This window comes from Bacillus sp. 3a (assembly GCF_017161885.1).
Taxonomy (GTDB): Bacteria; Bacillota; Bacilli; order Bacillales; family Bacillaceae; genus Bacillus; species Bacillus safensis.
Map to the genome: position 1 here is coordinate 3,619,590 of NZ_CP067376.1, position 15,374 is coordinate 3,634,963.

18 protein-coding genes are annotated in these 15,374 nt (G+C 41.0%); 8 read left to right on the plus strand and 10 right to left on the minus strand.

The genetic code is table 11. The annotated features are described in order from the left end of the window. Nucleotides 1-54 precede the first annotated feature (54 nt). From JJ692_RS18300 to JJ692_RS18310, 3 genes are all read left to right on the plus strand, one after another. Nucleotides 55-678 carry a GNAT family N-acetyltransferase gene (locus JJ692_RS18300; protein WP_206534059.1) on the plus strand — a complete coding sequence of 208 codons (624 nt, stop codon included), beginning with the start codon at nucleotides 55-57 and terminating at the stop codon, nucleotides 676-678. Between the two features lie 68 nt (nucleotides 679-746). Continuing rightward, a complete protein-coding gene (locus tag JJ692_RS18305; protein WP_024425420.1) occupies nucleotides 747-1,142 on the plus strand; it encodes a VOC family protein in 396 nt (131 codons plus the stop codon). Next, nucleotides 1,139-1,678, plus strand: coding sequence for a GNAT family N-acetyltransferase (locus tag JJ692_RS18310; RefSeq protein ID WP_122631430.1), 540 nt, complete (start codon nucleotides 1,139-1,141; stop codon nucleotides 1,676-1,678). Before JJ692_RS18305 ends, JJ692_RS18310 begins: the two co-directional genes overlap by 4 nt. Here the strand turns inward: JJ692_RS18310 and JJ692_RS18315 are convergent. Beyond that, a complete protein-coding gene (locus JJ692_RS18315; RefSeq protein WP_122631431.1) occupies nucleotides 1,675-1,944 on the minus strand; it encodes a YesK-like family protein in 270 nt (89 codons plus the stop codon). The genes JJ692_RS18310 and JJ692_RS18315 overlap by 4 nt on opposite strands. A gap of 41 nt (nucleotides 1,945-1,985) precedes the next feature. Here JJ692_RS18315 and JJ692_RS18320 point away from each other — a divergent pair, with 41 nt between their 5' ends. After that, on the plus strand, nucleotides 1,986-2,459 hold the full coding sequence (locus JJ692_RS18320) for a GNAT family N-acetyltransferase (protein ID WP_122631432.1): 474 nt from the start codon (nucleotides 1,986-1,988) through the stop codon (nucleotides 2,457-2,459). Here JJ692_RS18320 and JJ692_RS18325 read toward each other — a convergent pair. From JJ692_RS18325 to JJ692_RS18335, 3 genes are all read right to left on the minus strand, one after another. Continuing rightward, nucleotides 2,451-3,230 (minus strand): GNAT family N-acetyltransferase, encoded by a 780-nt coding sequence (locus JJ692_RS18325; protein ID WP_241257996.1) that lies wholly within the window; start codon nucleotides 3,228-3,230, stop codon nucleotides 2,451-2,453. The two genes, JJ692_RS18320 and JJ692_RS18325, sit on opposite strands and share 9 nt — an antisense overlap. Before the next feature lie 150 nt (nucleotides 3,231-3,380). After that, nucleotides 3,381-4,583, minus strand: a complete 1,203-nt coding sequence (locus tag JJ692_RS18330; protein WP_044335126.1) for an MFS transporter — start codon at nucleotides 4,581-4,583, stop codon at nucleotides 3,381-3,383. A gap of 31 nt (nucleotides 4,584-4,614) precedes the next feature. Further along, on the minus strand, nucleotides 4,615-5,220 hold the full coding sequence (locus JJ692_RS18335) for a TetR/AcrR family transcriptional regulator (RefSeq protein WP_206534060.1): 606 nt from the start codon (nucleotides 5,218-5,220) through the stop codon (nucleotides 4,615-4,617). A 422-nt stretch (nucleotides 5,221-5,642) separates the two neighbouring features. Between JJ692_RS18335 and JJ692_RS18340 the strand changes: the two genes are divergently transcribed. Continuing rightward, a complete protein-coding gene (locus tag JJ692_RS18340; RefSeq protein ID WP_025093559.1) occupies nucleotides 5,643-6,095 on the plus strand; it encodes a MarR family winged helix-turn-helix transcriptional regulator in 453 nt (150 codons plus the stop codon). A gap of 56 nt (nucleotides 6,096-6,151) precedes the next feature. Next, a complete protein-coding gene (locus JJ692_RS18345; protein WP_206534061.1) occupies nucleotides 6,152-7,045 on the plus strand; it encodes an alpha/beta fold hydrolase in 894 nt (297 codons plus the stop codon). A 35-nt stretch (nucleotides 7,046-7,080) separates the two neighbouring features. Here JJ692_RS18345 and JJ692_RS18350 read toward each other — a convergent pair whose 3' ends face one another. The 6 genes from JJ692_RS18350 to JJ692_RS18375 all read right to left on the minus strand — a co-directional run bounded on the left by JJ692_RS18350 (nucleotide 7,081) and on the right by JJ692_RS18375 (nucleotide 13,436). After that, entirely contained in the window at nucleotides 7,081-8,229 is a 1,149-nt protein-coding gene (locus tag JJ692_RS18350) for a type II asparaginase (protein WP_044335118.1), read from the minus strand. Nucleotides 8,230-8,871: 642 nt separating this feature from the next. Further along, nucleotides 8,872-9,018 carry a hypothetical protein gene (locus JJ692_RS18355; RefSeq protein WP_180992606.1) on the minus strand — a complete coding sequence of 49 codons (147 nt, stop codon included), beginning with the start codon at nucleotides 9,016-9,018 and terminating at the stop codon, nucleotides 8,872-8,874. 85 nt (nucleotides 9,019-9,103) lie between these two features. Beyond that, nucleotides 9,104-9,865 (minus strand): SDR family NAD(P)-dependent oxidoreductase, encoded by a 762-nt coding sequence (locus tag JJ692_RS18360; RefSeq protein ID WP_122631436.1) that lies wholly within the window; start codon nucleotides 9,863-9,865, stop codon nucleotides 9,104-9,106. 389 nt (nucleotides 9,866-10,254) lie between these two features. Further along, complete coding sequence (locus tag JJ692_RS18365; RefSeq protein WP_024425408.1) at nucleotides 10,255-11,148, minus strand: alpha/beta hydrolase; 894 nt, start codon at nucleotides 11,146-11,148, stop codon at nucleotides 10,255-10,257. 193 nt (nucleotides 11,149-11,341) lie between these two features. After that, nucleotides 11,342-12,781: a DHA2 family efflux MFS transporter permease subunit gene (locus JJ692_RS18370; RefSeq protein ID WP_034622733.1), complete on the minus strand. Its 1,440-nt coding sequence runs from the start codon at nucleotides 12,779-12,781 to the stop codon at nucleotides 11,342-11,344. A 79-nt stretch (nucleotides 12,782-12,860) separates the two neighbouring features. Continuing rightward, nucleotides 12,861-13,436, minus strand: coding sequence for a TetR/AcrR family transcriptional regulator (locus JJ692_RS18375; RefSeq protein WP_206698596.1), 576 nt, complete (start codon nucleotides 13,434-13,436; stop codon nucleotides 12,861-12,863). Nucleotides 13,437-13,630: 194 nt separating this feature from the next. On the opposite strand from JJ692_RS18375, the gene JJ692_RS18380 reads away from it, so the two are divergent. Both JJ692_RS18380 and bglS read left to right on the plus strand, forming a co-directional pair. Beyond that, on the plus strand, nucleotides 13,631-14,350 hold the full coding sequence (locus JJ692_RS18380) for an alpha/beta fold hydrolase (RefSeq protein WP_241257998.1): 720 nt from the start codon (nucleotides 13,631-13,633) through the stop codon (nucleotides 14,348-14,350). Nucleotides 14,351-14,601: 251 nt separating this feature from the next. Next, nucleotides 14,602-15,333 (plus strand): beta-glucanase, encoded by a 732-nt coding sequence (gene bglS / locus JJ692_RS18385; RefSeq protein ID WP_122631439.1) that lies wholly within the window; start codon nucleotides 14,602-14,604, stop codon nucleotides 15,331-15,333. Nucleotides 15,334-15,374 lie beyond the last annotated feature (41 nt).

Genomic DNA, 15,374 nt, shown 5'->3' on the forward strand with positions numbered 1-15,374 from the left:
ATAATCAACACATGTTCAATAATCTATATGTGTTCAGTAAAGGAGGACCATGCTATGTTTCATTTCAGACTTGCTAGAGAGGATGAACTGCCTCAAGTGGCAGAGTTGTTAGATGATTCGTTTCAGGACTATTCATTTTTTGACCTATTATGTGAAAAGGTATCAAACCGGTCTGCTTTCGCTCGTCAGCTGCATTTGGTCAATACAAAGGTGTATTTTCAGCATCAAATCTGTTTGGTCGGGGTTGAGAACGAGAACATTGTGTCTGCTGCCCTTTTAAAGCATCCGCGTCTTCCTGAACCAGGCGTCATGGATTATGTGTTATCAGGTGGGTTAAAGCTGCTCTTCATTGGCGGTATATCGGCGGTTCAGCATGTGTTCCGTGTGTTAAAGGAGGCGAAAAAAGCATGTTCTTCCTTAAAGCAGCCTTACTGGTATTTAGAAGCACTTGTCGTGGCAAAAGACCAGCAAGGAAAAAAACTCGGAAGCCGCATGTTAAAGCAATGCCTTTTTCCCTTTATCGCCCGGCAAGGCGGCGGACTGTTTACACTGATGACACACAACGAGGCCAATCGTCATTTCTACCGAAAAAATGGCTGGATGGAGTTTGATGAAAGGGTACTGCGTGGAAAGGAAATGTCCTTGGAAAGCTGGAGCTATAAAACCGTGATTAAATAAGGTATCCTCTTCAGGTGATGATATAATAGAGTCAGTTCAATCAATGATCATACTTGGAGGAGAGACTGATGATACGACGACTTGATCATATCGTGTTGACTGTACAACATATGGAGGACACCATTCGCTTTTATACAAACGTATTAGGGATGAAGGAAGAAACTTTTGGTGAAGGCCGTAAAGCGCTTCGTTTTGGTTTACAGAAGATCAACCTTCATGAAGCTGGTCATGAATTTGAGCCAAAAGCGGCTCATCCTCTTCCTGGATCTCATGATTTGTGCTTTATCACCGATTTAGACATGGACAGTTTGCTGCTGCACCTCCGGAAGCAAGTGGTCCCCATTGAAGAGGGGCCGGTCAGACGCACAGGTACTTTAGGTCCAATTGAATCTGTTTATATCCGTGATCCTGATCTGAATTTAATTGAAATCTCTCGATATATAGAGGAGGGTGATCCGTCATGACTCGTATATTTTTGAGACCGATTGAAGAACAAGATTATCCTGGTATTCAAAGAGGATGCCAGCATGCAGAAACACTTCATATGACTGGCACACGCAAAACGTTCACACTAGAAGAAATTCGCTCCGCCTATACCCGCTTTTTGCAGGATGACAGCAGACGAGATTTCGCCATTTGTCTACTAGACACGAAAGAGATGATTGGAGATGCGGCGATTGTGGACATTGATCCAATCAATCATACGGCAAGCTTCCGCATTGCGCTTCACGGGCCAGAGCATTTTCAAAAAGGCTATGGCACTGAAGCTGTTCGGATGGTTCAAGCATTTGCCTTTGACACATTAGAACTCAACCGTCTAGAGCTTGAAGTCTTTTCCCACAATCCAAGAGCCTTTCGAAGCTATGAGAAAGCCGGATTTCAATATGAAGGAAAAAGACGCCAAGCGCTCTATTTCAACGGTACATACTCAGATGTCATCATCATGGGCATCCTTCGTGAAGAATATAAAAACATGATGGATACAGATGCTCCAGCTTAAGAAAAGTCGTCTTTTTTAAAAAATTGAATCCCAGTGACGATGATTAAACAAATGATGGAAGAGAGAACGATAGAGATACTCGCTAGACTAAGCACCATGCCTTCCCATCTGCCAATAAAAAAACTGACAATCAATAAAACCAAACCAAATAAAATCAAGCATATTGGAACAATGAACCCCGCATGGCGCTGCCGGCTTCTTTTCCCTGCCCACCATGAGAGACACAAGACAACGATTGTAAAAAAGGCGGTTTGCAGCCAGAACATGTGATATCAACTCCTAACCTATAACAATGGAGGTACTTCAAATGAACATTAGACCCATTGAGCAAAAAGACAACCCGTATATCGCAGCGATTATCCGCCAGTCACTAGAATCAGCGAATCTAGCGATTGAAGGAACAGCCTACACTGATCCCCAACTTGACCAGCTTTACGAATACTATCAATCATTGACTCATGCAGCCTATTGGATTGCTGAAGAGCAGGGTGAGATTGTGGGCGGTGTAGGGATTGCTCCATTTACAAAGGGAGTATGTGAATTACAAAAGCTCTATTTAAGTCCAAAAGCACAAGGAAAAGGTGCGGGCAAAAAACTGATGGATACGGCGCTGGAATATGCCTCTACATACTACGAAGCGTGTTATTTAGAAACCCGCCGGGAATTAACAGCGGCTATTGGCCTTTATCAGCGATATGGCTTTTCTCTTCTTTCAGAATCGCTTGAAGGCTCTGAGCATTCTGCAATGGATGCTTGGTATCTCAAAACCTTCTCATCTTGAACCATAAAACAATCGATAGGTTTTGAGCCTCTGAAAGCCTAACTTCTCTGCCAGTTTGATTGAAGCTAGGTGATGGACATCGCAATCCCAATGCGGTGTCCTCTTTTTTTCAAGACAGGTGCTGATCATATGCTGAGCTGCCAGCAGCGCCAAACCTTTTCCGCGATAAGACTCATCTGTCCAAATATCTATCTCCGCACGATCCATACTTGAAAAAATAGAGACGCATTCACTTACCACGTTCTCTCTATCTAAAATGGCAATCCCGATTCCCTTTGATAGAAAACGAGCTGTTTCTCCCCAATAGGCTTCGTAATAGCTAGGAGGGAAAGCACTGCTTGCAGTCATCACCTGCTCATTTGTCCGCTCTACTCTATAGCCTGGATGAGGCTGAGTGGCATGAGAATGTTCCTGTGGATAAACGTACGCATGTCTTTCCATCTCATTCAGATGTGACCCAAGACATTTTTTCATCATCGCATCTGTTAATGGATTTGCTGAAAATATGGTAAATCGGCCGTTTTGTCTTTTCTGCCTTTCGTACACATCCACAATGAAGGCTGAGCAGCGTAACAGCTCCACTTCACTTCTTCCTGCAACATAATAAATGCCGCATGAAGCTTCGAGAAAATAAACTAGCGGATGCACTTCATCATCTACATAAAGATGTCCTTGTATCATGCCATCCATGACCGCATCTACAAACACTGGATATGCCGGATCGATCTGCCGAATTCCTTTTTTCATTAATGGTGCCTTTTGCTGCCTCAAAGATGCACGATTTCTCCTCCTTTCCTTCCATTATAAAGAAAAAGTTGCTGACATAGAGAATTCTTTGCCAAAAAAGGGATTTTGCATCAAAGGCGCAATTTTTTAAAAAAAGAGACCTCATTTAAAAGGTCTCTTACATTCTGGATGATATTATTCTACTGATGCTTCTTCTGTCACTTTCCCCTTCCATATCAGGGTTAAGCCTAATCCAAGAAATAAGACAACACCTGCGAATAAAAATGGGAAGTGAATATTTTGATCGAATAAAATGCCGCCTAGTGCCGGCCCGAAAATCGTACCTAGGCTTGTGTAGGTAGAGTTCATCCCTGCTACAAATCCTTGCTGGTTGCCAGCAATTTTAGATAAGAAGGTCGTTAATGCTGGACGCAATAAATCAAACGCAAGGAAAATGACACATGTGACAATCAGAACAACCAAAAAGCCTGAAACAACGGTTGAAACGAAAGCAAGGACAGCCCCGATAATCAGACATAGCTGAATGACTCTTTTTTCTCCTAGGGCATTTACCAGTTTACCAAACACAAGTACTTGGATGATGACTGCCACAATCGAGCTGACGGTAATGATGACGGCAATATCTTTTGGACCAAATCCAAACTTATGATTTGTGAACAAGCTAAAGACTGTTTCATATGCAGATAGTCCAAATGCGAGGACAAACACAATGATAAAGGCGATGAGGTAGCTTGGATGAATTGATTTTTTCAAATCTTTAAAGAAAGTCGATTCTTTCACTTCATTCATTTGCTTCTCTCGCTCTTCTTTTGTTAAAGGCTCCTTCAGCATAAACATAGACGAAATGACGGCAATAAACGCAATCCCTGCCGCAAAGAAGAATGGCAGGCGTACGCCGTATTCTGCAATAAACCCGCCAATTCCCGGACCAATGATAAAACCGGTACTAATGGCCGCAGAGACATATCCCATCGCCTTTGATCTTTCTTGAACGGTCGTAATATCTGCGACATACGCAGTGACAGCCGGCATAATAAATGCCGCACTAATACCGCCTAGAAGCCTTGCAAAATACAGAACATACACGTGTGTACCAAGACCAAAAACGAGTTCTGATAACGCGAATAGAAACAGCCCAGACACAATCATAATCTTTCTTCCGTAGCGGTCTACCCATCTCCCTGCAATAGGTGATGCGATGAGCTGAGCAACGGCAAACGCCGCCACAAGGTATCCCATCGTACTCCCTGTTAGATGCATGACATTCATGAATAGCGGCATGACAGGAATAATGAGACCAATGCCTAAAAACGCAATAAATATATTACTTAATAAAATCACGAGTACTGCTTTTTGCTCACGAATTGGTTTTTGCATGATGTTTGTTTCCCCTTTACTGACTCACTTGTTACTCATGATGGTTGATTCCGTGAATAAACAATGAGATCGCCTCTTTTTGTAACTCTTTCTTCTGCTCAATGGTGTCATTTTTATATAACACGTCTAATCCATAAAAAACGGAAAGTAATATTTTCACTTTTGACTCCACATGCTGGATCGACCAGCTGCCATCTTCATTTCCCTCAAGTAAGATATCTCTCATCACATCATCAAAATCGACATCAATCTTGTTCAGCCGCTCCATGACTTCGTCTGATGTAAAAGCACTGGCACAAAATTCCTCACTCGCTCTCATTAATGGGTAGTTAATGCCCATTTGACTGAGCATCTCTGCAAATGCAGCGAGCTTATCGATAGCCCGGTGCTGTGTTTTCTTCTCCTCATGCCATGTTTCCATCATCAAACGATGATCCTCTTCCATAATATGAAGAAACAAAAACTCTTTTCCTTTGAAATGATGATAGAGATTGCCTTTACTCACCTCAGCAGCCTCTAAAATATCGCGCACGGATGTTTCTGAATATCCTTTTTTCGCAAATAAATCACGAGAAGCGGTGACGATTTTTTGCTTCGTCTTCTCACTCTTTCCAGCCCCGCTTTGTGTACTTGTCATGTGTCACAATCCCTTTCTACCCTGCATTTCTTCATACGGACAAAATAAAACCGACCAGTTGGTTTATTTTTTTATTATAAATGGATTTTCCTCATAATACAATGAAAAAGGCATTGGACTTCATAAGGAGTGATTCATGTGAAAACTAACAGAACAGTCATTTGCGCTATCACCAAAAAGGACTTATACGTATTTTTCTTCTGCGACCTTTTCATGGCTACTTTGGCGTACTACGTGTTCAAATTCAAGCCAACGACATTTTATGAATGTGCGGGAATCATGGGAAGTATTCTTTGTCCCTTTTTGATGAAAAAGTGGATATACCGGTGATCTCCCTTTCAAGTATATCCGTCATTCATTTAACTTTTCTTTATATTTAACTTCACTTAAATATAAAGATTGCCTATAATAAAAGAGAGGTGATGTCATTGGATGAGGAAATCATTCATTACGGTAAAAAGATCATTGAATACTCGAATGCACTAGGCTCAATTTATGTAGAAGAGTATCAGCGATTTTTAAAACATGAGTATGCAGATTTATCAGCCAAACAAGAGCTGACACTTGAGCTGCTGCGCACGAAAACGAGAACAATCAATGAATTAGCTGATTACTTTTCGATTTCTGCCAGCGCAGCTAGCCAGCTTGTATCAAAGCTTGAGAAGCTCGGCTATGTCAAACGAGAAATTAATCCACATAACCGAAGAGAAATCATTGTTGATTTTGCTCAAAAGGGCCATGACTATCACAAGAATACGGAAGACATTCAACTGCACCTTATACAAAAATATTATGCAAAGCTTCCAAAAGAAGATTTAAAAACATTACTATCTCTATACGAAAAAATCTATCAGATTGCAAAAGAAGCGCCTTAATACGGTGTTTCTCTCATCATCATTTAAGTTATCTAAACTATTAAGGGGATGAAAATATGCAAAGCATTCATTTACAAGATGGCCGGTACATCGGTTTGACTCAATACGGTGATCTTGAAGGGTTTCCAGTATTCTTTTTTCATGGGACACCTGGATCAAGAATGATGTTTTTAGATGATGATCCAATCTCTCAAGAGCTCGGCATTCGTCTCATCTGTTTGGATCGACCTGGATTTGGTTTATCTACCCCTCTACCTGACCGTACAATTTTAGACTGGGCAAAAGACGTGCTGGAAGTGGCAGATGATCTTGGCATTCAACATTTTTCAGTGATGGGTGTATCTGGAGGCGGCGCATTCGCTGCTGGTTGTGCCTATCAATTGCCGGATCGCGTCCTTTCAACTGCACTGATCTCAAGTACAACCCCTTTTCGGGACGGAAAACCGCCTAAAAGTATGCTGAAAGAAAACAAATTGGCTTTTTTCCTTAGTAAGAAGTTTCCTTGGCTATTGAAAGCAAGCTATCGTTCCCAGAAGAAAATGATTGAGAACAAACCAGAGAAATTTAAGAAGCTGGCCAAAAACGGAAACAAGCATTTACATCCATGGGATCGGCAATTCCTTCAAACCGATGAGCAGTTAGAGATGATGATGACACATTTATACGAAGCGACTCGTCAATCGGTGGATGAATGTATTCGTGAACCCATTTTACTCTCGAAACCATGGGCATTCGCTATGAAAGATATTCAAATCCCTGTTGATGTCTGGCACGGAAAAGAAGATTCAATGGCTCCATTTGTAGAAATAGAAAAAATAGCTCAGGCGCTTCCAAACGTCAAAACCCATTATATAGATCAAGCAGGGCACTTTCTTATTGATGTAGACGATATTTGGCGACATATTTTACTCTCTTTAAAGGAGCGTGCTGAACATCAGGAACATGCATAAAAAAAGACCCAATATACCTCGGGTCTTTTTCTTCATTAATATTGTTCATAATACCTCTGCACTTTATCTGGATCTTTTGTCTTCGTTAGTGCCAGCATGAGCAGAATACGTGCTTTTTGCGGGTTTAATGAATCAGACGACACAAAGTGATGTTCATCATCCGTTTTTTCGTGGGTGACAATCCCATTACCTGTACGGCTTGATCGCACGAGAACCACATCTTTTTTTACTGCATCTGCTGCTCCTTTGATGGCTTCTGTTGACATCGTTCCATTTCCTGCTGCGGCTACAACAATCCCTTTCGCACCTGCTTTTACTGCTGCATCATACATATATTTTTGATCATTTTGATAGCCGTATAAAATATCGACTTGTGGCAATTCTTTTATCTTCGATACATCAAAGTCGCTTTCAGTTGTATGTTTTCTTGTCGGTTCGTTATAAAAGGACACCACTTCACCAGTAACTACTCCGATGTATCCTTGCTCAAGTGACTTGAAGGCATCGGTTGTGGTCGTGTTTGCTTTCGTAATAAATCGAGCCGAAGCAATTCGATCATTTAATGTGACCATGACCCCCTTGCCCTTTGCTTCTTTGGTGGATGCAATTTTCACCGCATGATACAAGTTAAGCGGGCCATCTGCACTGATAGCCGATGCCGGTCTCATTGAGCCAACGACCACAACAGGCTTATCACTTTTGACAACCAGATGTAAAAAGTAAGCTGTTTCTTCAAGTGTATCTGTTCCATGCGTGATGACAATGCCATCTACTTGATCATCTTTTAATAGTTCATTCACTCGCTTGGCTAATTTTAAAAGAAGAGCATCATCAACATTTTCACTTCCAACATTCGCTACCTGCTCACCCGTGACATTTGCAATATCCTTCAGCTGTGGAACTGAAGCGATGACTTTATCGATGCCAAGTGCACCAGATTTATAGCCCGTCGTATCTGTATCACTGTCTGAACTGCCAGCAATCGTCCCCCCTGTGGCTAATACCTTAATATTTGATAAGGACTTATTCCCTGTTTCAACTGCTTTGTTTTTCTCTTTTGTTTCATTGGATACGTTTTCTTTTTCGCTTTGAGTATTCTCTTGAGTGCCTGTGTTCGCACAGGCTGCTGTCACCAGTAATAAAACAGAAAGAAGGACAGCACCTAACCATTTTGTCATGTTCATTGGATCATCTCTTTTCCTCATTTGATGGATTTCATGGCTAAATCTCTTTCTATAGGCTTTACTTTATACCATACCTTCATTCATCGACATGAGGCCAAAGATATAGAACCAAATAAAGGTAAAAAGGGCGTTATATTAATGATTTATTCAATTCTTATTACCTAATTTTGCTGTAATTAAGTTGAGTATTGAAGGTGGCGTATTTTAAAAATAACCGACGCTTGATAATGAATTTATGATAAAATATAGTAAATTTTACAAAAAAGGAGTATACATTTTGCATTCGCTTCAACCCTTTTACAAAATCCTAATCACACTATTCATCAGCTCTATTTTACTCGGCTTGTTTGTCTGCTTATTTCCACCTATTCAAGCTGAGCCTGCGTTTCTGATATTTTATATTCCTATCTTTTTTGTTTTTTATTTCGTCTTTGCGGTTCCTTTGCAGTTATTGTTTTCTTTGCAGCCAAAGGCTTTCCATCCTCTTTATTTAGCTGCGTATTTACTGATAGCAATGGTTGTTATGCTCTTTTTTATTGATGGAATTGGGAGTAAGGCGTCTTTACCCATCATCATCATGAGCAGTCTTATCTACTGGACTTGTGATTCTTTGTTTTATCAAAGAATGCATGAAAAAAACACCTAACGCGAAGGTGTTTTTTTCATTAGTTTCTTTAAAGCATTTTTCTCATCTAATCGGTATCCATTTTGAGCGATCTTCCTAGGACGTACAAAATCCTGTTCTGTATAGTAATGAAGGGCAATTTTGTGATGCTTCATCGCCTTCACTTGTTACATTCCTCCTATGCTTGACCACACAGTCAATCACACCATAAAAAAATCACTGAGGATATCTCCCTCAGTGATGGAATCTTTATTTCATAACTGTACCAGCATGTGAAAAGATCGGATCTTTTAATTCAAATTCGAATGTCTTTCCGTCCACAATACCGACTGTTTTTTCACTGTCATAAAGCTCAAGCATACAAGCTGCCATTTCTTTTGATGTATGATATTTCTTGAAATTGTCTTCATATTCAAATTCGTCTACATCCAATGAACGCTTTGCAAATTCTGATTCTGTCGCAGATGGCGCTAATACTTTTGCCTGTAATTTGGCTCCTTTTCCTTTCAACTCTAGGGCCAGCCCTTCTGTAAAGGCGCTCACGTAAAACTTCGTTGCTGAATAGGTGACCGCATTGCCAACGACTGTATAGCCTGCTCGTGAAGAAATGTTAATGAGCTGAGCCCCCTCTACTTGCTCATAATCACGAACAAATAAGGTGGATAGAATCGTTAATGCTTCGATATTCAGATGAAGCATATTCCCAATTTTACTTAAATCTTGTTCTCCTATAGAGCCAAAGTGGCCAAACCCTGCATTATTAATGAACGTATCCAGCTCATAATCTGACAATGACTCATAAAATGAATACACTTGCTCTATGTTTGTTAAATCGACTGACTGTATGACTACTTTGATATCGGGATATTGATCATGAATCTTCTTCTTCAATTCTTGGAGTTTATCGAGCCGGCGTGCAGCTAATATAAGATTTTTCCCTCTTGCTGCAAAGGCGAGAGCCGCCTCATATCCAATACCTGAGCTTGCTCCTGTAATGACTGTATAGCCCATTTTATATCCCCCTATTCGCGTCTTCTAACTGGTTAAATTATAACGACAGCGTTTCGCTCAAGTCAATTTTGAAGAGAGTCAAATGATGGCATTATGTCTAACTTACATACAACTCCGCAGTCACTTCCTTTTGAATCATTTTGGAGGATGTCATGTTGAAATTTTTTGTTCATTTTTGAAAAACCAATTGGTAGGAATGTTCAATTAACTCCTCTACAAATGTCTGCATCAAGGTAAATGGAATTCCAATGAGTCTTATTCATATAGTAGCCAGGGATAATTCCTTGAGGAAAGATATCTGACCCTTTTTACATTCACTTTTCTTTTTCAGAAACAGTAATAAAAGCACAGGCCCATTGTCTCCTGTGCTTTTGAATCACTCTGCTTTTTTATTCAAACGCCTTCTTTAGTTGATCCCCCATCAGATGCCAAGCTTCTTCAGCTATGGCTAAATCTCCGGCGTGCGTGAAGCCGTGAGGGACACCTTTAAATTGTTTGTACGTGACGTCTACCCCAGCTTCTTTTAACTTGGCAGCATATTGCTCCGCTTCTTCAGCCAGCGAATCCCTCTCTGCTGTGATGACGAGAGCTGGAGGCATTTGTGCTAAGGATGAACGATCTGCAAAAACCGGAGAAACGAGCGGATTGTGCGGATCTTGGCCTTGCAGATAGAAGGAATTAAAGAGTCTCGCCAATTCAACTGGGATCGCTTCTTCAAACGCTGGTTTTTGTGCTGGATCAGTGGCAAGATCAAGCGGCGGATAATCAAGCACTTGATAGGCAATTGGGAGTGTATTTCCTTTTTGAATATTCAATAGACAAGCAGCCGTTGCCAAATTTCCTCCTGCGCTATGTCCACCAATGGCTAATGCATTCCGATCGATTTGAAGCTCATCAGGATGTTCATACAGCCACTTCAGTACATCGTAGCATTCATGAAGAGCGGCTGGGAAAGGGTGCTCGGGTGCAAGCTGATACTCGACATTGACAACGATACATTGCGCCCGGTCTGCAATGACTGGACACCATGGATTATCCATTTCAGCACTGCCCATGATAAATCCGCCGCCATGTAAATTCACAAAAACAGGAAGCAGCTGTTTGGATGCGTTCACTGGCTTAAATACCCACACCTTTGTTTCGCCAGCACTTGTTGGAATATCATATTCCATTTTGTTCACTTCAGGAGGATGTACTGGCTTTAGTTCCGATTGACTCGCTAATGAATCTTCAGATGGCTGGCGTAATGAAGCAGCGATTTTGATTTGTTCTTCTAAGTTCATGATCTCAGACTCCTATCTTATTCATTTCTTAGTTACTCATTCGTTTCCTTTTCCTCTTTTCCTCCTACTGAATCAGCAGCAATTTTCATTTGTTCACTTTTTACCTATCTCCCCGTTTTCTCTCTCTTTGAAACAAGCATTGAGCAAATAAAAAAGCACTGCGACGCTATGTCCACAGTGCTTTTCATTTCTCTTATGATACTTGCTGTTCTACCTTCACTCGTTTAATGAAGAAGGCAATAATCAAACCGATGATCGTCATGATCACTGCAAAGATAAATGCATGCTGGACGCCATTTGTAAAGGCGAGCAGCTGATTCATCGGATTTGCGGGATCAGACACATTTTCCATAAAGCTGCGGGCTCCTGATGAAAGGATCGAGATACCGATCGCAGTACCAATGGCTCCTGCCACCTGCTGCAATGTATTCATAATCGCTGTACCATGCGGATATAGCTCTGGCGGCAGCTGATTCAATCCATTTGTTTGAGCAGGCATCATGATCATCGCAATTCCGATCATTAATGTAATATGAAGGGTTACAATGAATCCAATCGACGTATTCACACTTAGATTCGTAAAGCCAAACATCGTCGCTGCGACAATGACAAGACCTGGAATGACAAGCCATTTTGGACCAAATTTATCAAATAGACCACCCATGATTGGGGATAGCAGTCCGTTGATAATTCCACCTGGCAATAGCATTAAACCTGCTGTAAATGTAGAAAGCGCCAAGGACGTTTGTAGATACAATGGCAAAATCATCATAGCAGACAGCATCACCATCATACACACTAAAATCAGAAGTAACCCAATGACAAACATCGGATATTTAAACGGGCTTAAGTTCAGCATTGGTTCTTTCATGTTCAACTGTCTTAAGGAGAACACGAGAATCCCTATGACACCAACGACAATTGCCACGATGACATGCATACTGCTCCAGCCGCCGCCTTCTCCGGCACTGCTAAAGCCATACACAATTCCGCCGAAACCAATGGTTGAAAGCACAATTGATAAGATATCGATTTTCGGTCTTGTTGGTTCTGTAATATTTTGCATAAAGATATAACCAAATACGAGTGCAGCAATTAATAAAGGAAGTGAAATCCAGAAAATCCAATGCCACGTCAGCGATTTCAGAATAAGACCAGAGACGGTTGGACCGACAGCTGGTGCAAACATGATCACAAGACCAATAATCCCCATCGATCTGCCTCGTTTATGAGGCGGGATGATGACCAAAATCGTATTAAACATCAACGGCAGAAGCAATGCTGTGCCGACTGCCTGCACGACACGTGCTACCATTAAAATACTAAAGACCGGCGCAACCGCCGCAATAAATGTTCCGATGATTGAAAAGACGAGCGATGTAATGAAAAGCTGTCTTGTCGTAAACCATTGAAGAATGAGTCCTGAAATCGGTACGAGAATACCAAGTGTTAATAAATATCCTGTTGTCAGCCACTGAGCAGTCGTCGCTTCAATTCCAAAGTCTAACGTTAAACTTCTCAGCGCCATGTTTAATGCCGTTTCACTGAACAAGCCAATAAATCCAGCCGTGATAAAAGAAATAATAATGGGCAGCGTTCGAATTTCAGAAGCTGCTGCTTTCTGTTTGTTCATATTAAGTTGGCTCCTTTTCTTTTTCAATTTAGATGAACCTTAGGAAGTCAGGGTGGTCAGAAATGAGCCACTTTCATGTCTATTGAAAGACGGATAAAATCTGTTTTTCTGCAGCAAATTGAGCAATTTTTTCGATTGAATAGCCAGATTCATGTATATAAAACATGAGCTCAGGCGTCATTGGAGAGGACATACATAACGTTGTCAGTTCTATATCCTGTATGTTCGCTTCTCCCTTTTCTCTCGCTTCTTCAAGCAAATCACGAATGATTTGTCTAAGTGATTGACTGTAATGACTCTCATACACTTTACTTGTCTGCTCTAAATTCCCAGAGATTGTGAGCATTCGAATCCAGTCTAAATGGTGACCGACGATCAGATGAATTTCTTCGAGAACGTAGCGCAAACGTTCACGGACCGGCTGATCACTTATTTTGCTCAAGTAAAGATGCAAAGCTGGGATCAGCTGTTCAAATCTCTCCCCAAGGATAGAAAGGCACAAATCACTTTTATTGGCGTAGCGGCGGTATAAAGTGCCCTGCCCAACACCAGCTGTTTTCGCAATTTTATGCATGCTGACATTTTCTACACCAAATTCTTGAAACAAGGAGAATGCGATCTCTTCAATTTCCTCCCCAATATCCTTTTCCACCATGCTCACCTTCTTTACCTTCATCCACATTGCACGTATCTCTATGTGTTAAATCAAATTTCTTTGCTTCTCTTTAGGACAATTGTAACGGTATTATCTTACGGACAACTGTCCGCTTTGTCAATCATTCTTTTTTAATCGATATCATTTGACTGTATTTCTAAGTGTAACTATAATAGTTACATCAAACAATAGAGGTGATCTCATTGAATACATTCCTATTCGTTCATGGTGCATTTCAAGGTGGCTGGTGCTGGGACCAAATAACACCTGCTCTTCAACAAAAAGGTCATAAAGTAGTTGCTATTGATTTACCTGGCAGCGGCGAAGATGTTACGCCTCCACAGGACGTATCACTAAAAAGCTATGTAAAAAAAGTTGTTTCAACAATTGAAAAAATAGACCAGCCTGTCATTTTAGTAGGACACAGTATGAGCGGAATGGTCATATCACAAGCAGCAGAGGAAATACCAGAGAAGATCAAAAAACTTGTATACGTCTGCGCCTTTGTCCCAGAGAATGGACAAGCCGTCAGTGATATTGCATCAGGTGGTCCTAAAGCAACGTTGAACGAAAAGGATCAGACCCTTACATTAATAGAAGAATTCATTGCAGAGGATATGCTCAACGAAAGTTCGGAGGAAGATCTGCGATTGTTCAAAAGGAATATACGCCCACAGCCTGTTCAGCCTTTTGAAGATAAGGTCTCTCTAACAAATATACGCTTTGGACATGTGCCTAGCGTATATATTGAAACAACAAAAGACCGCTCCATTCCGATTGACTTGCAAAGACAGATGTATGCCACTAGATCTTTTGAGCGTATTTATACCCTTGATGCTGATCATTTTCCGTTCTATTCTAGGAAAAAAGAACTTGTAGGCTGTTTATTAGATATTGCAGCTACAGAAAAATAGTAAACAGCATACAAAAAGGTTTTTTCGGTAGCTGATCAAAAAAGAAAACACATATATAAAGGATTAAAAACCCAACCATCACTACTGGTGTTTTTGATCCTTTTCTATTGATACCTCATTTCCCAAGAATAAGGGAAGATTCTAGCAACCTCTCCTGCTTAATATCAGAAATTAGACCGATTTTCCATTTTAACAGAATCATGTATGATCTATTAAGAAAGCGCTTCCAAAAAGGAGAGGAGAATGCTTATATGTCTTATCATGTAAAACGAATGTTGATGCTGGTCGTCACTGGATTAGTCTTGAGTTTATCCACATTTACTGCGGGTGCCTCGGCACAAACGGGTGGATCGTTTTATGAACCTTTTAACAACTATAATACGGGGTTATGGCAAAAAGCCGATGGATACTCGAATGGAAACATGTTTAACTGTACGTGGCGTGCAAATAACGTGTCGATGACCTCATCAGGTGAAATGCGTTTATCACTCACAAGTCCCGCCTATAACAAGTTTGACTGCGGAGAAAACCGCTCCGTTCAAACGTACGGCTATGGGCTATATGAAGTCAACATGAAGCCAGCCAAAAATGTAGGGATCGTCTCTTCTTTCTTCACTTATACGGGACCGACTGATGGTACGCCTTGGGATGAGATTGACATTGAATTTCTAGGAAAAGATACGACAAAGGTACAGTTTAACTACTATACCAATGGTGTAGGAAATCATGAAAAGATCGTCAACCTTGGTTTCGATGCAGCGAACTCTTATCACACGTATGCATTTGACTGGCAGCCAAACTCTATCAAATGGTATGTCGATGGACAATTAAAACATACCGCCACCACTCAAATTCCTCAAACACCAGGGAAAATTATGATGAACCTGTGGAATGGTGCAGGTGTCGATGAATGGCTTGGCTCCTACAACGGTGTTACCCCGCTCCACGCCCATTATAACTGGGTGCGTTACACAAAAAGATAACTCTATCAAAAAAACCTGTGACTTGTCACAGGTTTTTCTTC

Bases quoted from the DNA above. Each gene is read 5' to 3' on its own strand.
- JJ692_RS18340 (WP_025093559.1), top strand. From the start codon at position 5,643: ATGTCATTGGATGAGGAAATCATTCATTACGGTAAAAAGATCATTGAA.
- JJ692_RS18305 (WP_024425420.1), top strand. From the start codon at position 747: ATGATACGACGACTTGATCATATCGTGTTGACTGTACAACATATGGAG.
- JJ692_RS18345 (WP_206534061.1), top strand. From the start codon at position 6,152: ATGCAAAGCATTCATTTACAAGATGGCCGGTACATCGGTTTGACTCAA.
- JJ692_RS18360 (WP_122631436.1), bottom strand. From the start codon at position 9,865: ATGGGCTATACAGTCATTACAGGAGCAAGCTCAGGTATTGGATATGAG.
- JJ692_RS18315 (WP_122631431.1), bottom strand. From the start codon at position 1,944: ATGTTCTGGCTGCAAACCGCCTTTTTTACAATCGTTGTCTTGTGTCTC.
- JJ692_RS18310 (WP_122631430.1), top strand. From the start codon at position 1,139: ATGACTCGTATATTTTTGAGACCGATTGAAGAACAAGATTATCCTGGT.
- JJ692_RS18375 (WP_206698596.1), bottom strand. From the start codon at position 13,436: ATGGTGGAAAAGGATATTGGGGAGGAAATTGAAGAGATCGCATTCTCC.
- JJ692_RS18320 (WP_122631432.1), top strand. From the start codon at position 1,986: ATGAACATTAGACCCATTGAGCAAAAAGACAACCCGTATATCGCAGCG.
- JJ692_RS18300 (WP_206534059.1), top strand. From the start codon at position 55: ATGTTTCATTTCAGACTTGCTAGAGAGGATGAACTGCCTCAAGTGGCA.
- JJ692_RS18370 (WP_034622733.1), bottom strand. From the start codon at position 12,781: ATGAACAAACAGAAAGCAGCAGCTTCTGAAATTCGAACGCTGCCCATT.
- JJ692_RS18330 (WP_044335126.1), bottom strand. From the start codon at position 4,583: ATGCAAAAACCAATTCGTGAGCAAAAAGCAGTACTCGTGATTTTATTA.
- bglS (WP_122631439.1), top strand. From the start codon at position 14,602: ATGTCTTATCATGTAAAACGAATGTTGATGCTGGTCGTCACTGGATTA.
- JJ692_RS18335 (WP_206534060.1), bottom strand. From the start codon at position 5,220: ATGACAAGTACACAAAGCGGGGCTGGAAAGAGTGAGAAGACGAAGCAA.
- JJ692_RS18350 (WP_044335118.1), bottom strand. From the start codon at position 8,229: ATGAACATGACAAAATGGTTAGGTGCTGTCCTTCTTTCTGTTTTATTA.
- JJ692_RS18365 (WP_024425408.1), bottom strand. From the start codon at position 11,148: ATGAACTTAGAAGAACAAATCAAAATCGCTGCTTCATTACGCCAGCCA.